Genomic DNA, 1,115 nt, shown 5'->3' on the forward strand with positions numbered 1-1,115 from the left:
CAGCGGAGCAACGAGAACAGGAACGGCATGCTACGCCGCTACCTCGCCCAAAGGCGGCAGAATCACCCCGGACATGGCCGACGAGCTGCAGGCGATCGTCAACGAGATCAACAACCGGCCCATGCGCCTGCTCGGCTACCAGACACCCGCCGAAGCCTACCAGCAGGAACTGCTAAACTTACCCCACCAGCCACAGTGTTGCACTTCAATCTAGACAACGGGCCATGCCCGTGATGTCCCGGGTGCTGGTAGACTGGTACGCGTTGCTTTGGCAGACCAGAATGCGGTCGTTGGTTGACCGCACCCGGTCTCCGGCGCTTTGGCGAGGGAAGCGATTCCGTAATCGACTGAGCTGACGACATGATCGCCTCACGGCGGGTTGTCTCGGCGCACCGACGCGCCGAGACAACAGAACACACAATGATTAAGGAGTTCATCATGGCAAACACCATCAGCCTGCAGGCGGAGATCCGCGATGCCTTCGGCAAGGGAGCGGCCCGCCGCATGCGCGTCGCCAACCAGATCCCGGCGACCATCTACGCCGGTGGCGCCCAGCCCGTCTTCATCAAGCTCCCGATGAAGGAGACCACGCTGGCCCTGCGCCGTACGAACGCGCTCTTCACCCTGAGCTACGGCGAGGACAGGAAGACCGCCATCGTCAAGGATGTCCAGCGCAACCCCGTCAAGCGCATCGTGGAGCACATCGACTTCTACGAGGTCCGCGCCGGCGAGAAGATCGAGGTCTCCGTGCCCGTCTTCGTCGAAGGCACCCCGAAGGGCGCCGCCGTGGCGTTCGTCGACCTCCAGGAGCTCAACGTCCGCGCCGATGTCTCCCACCTGCCCGAGCGCATCGTGGTCAACGTCGAAGGTTTGGTCGACGGCACCAAGATCCTCGCCAAGGACATCGAGATGCCGCAGGACGCCGAACTGGCGACCGATGGCGAGGAATCCGTCGTCACGGTCGAGGTTCCTGAGGACGCCACCGAGTCCACCGCTCCGGCCCCCGAACCCGTCGCCGCCCCCGAAGACGCCGTATGATCCTCGATTTCGCGCGTCATCAGGGCCAGGTGCTCATCACCGTGGCCGCGGCGAGCGATATCCCCGATATCCCCGGT

At 63.9% G+C, this 1,115-nt stretch carries 1 protein-coding gene and 1 pseudogene; both read left to right on the top strand.

Translation table 11 applies throughout. The features are described 5' to 3' along the window. A pseudogene (locus BMON_RS10155) lies at positions 1–214 on the top strand (IS30 family transposase); the annotation flags it as partial. 224 nt (positions 215–438) lie between these two features. Further along, positions 439–1,038, top strand: a complete 600-nt coding sequence (locus tag BMON_RS09050; protein WP_034885538.1) for a 50S ribosomal protein L25/general stress protein Ctc — start codon at positions 439–441, stop codon at positions 1,036–1,038. The last annotated feature ends 77 nt before the right edge of the window (positions 1,039–1,115 follow it).

This window comes from Bifidobacterium mongoliense DSM 21395 (genome assembly GCF_000741285.1).
Taxonomy (GTDB): domain Bacteria; phylum Actinomycetota; class Actinomycetes; order Actinomycetales; family Bifidobacteriaceae; genus Bifidobacterium; species Bifidobacterium mongoliense.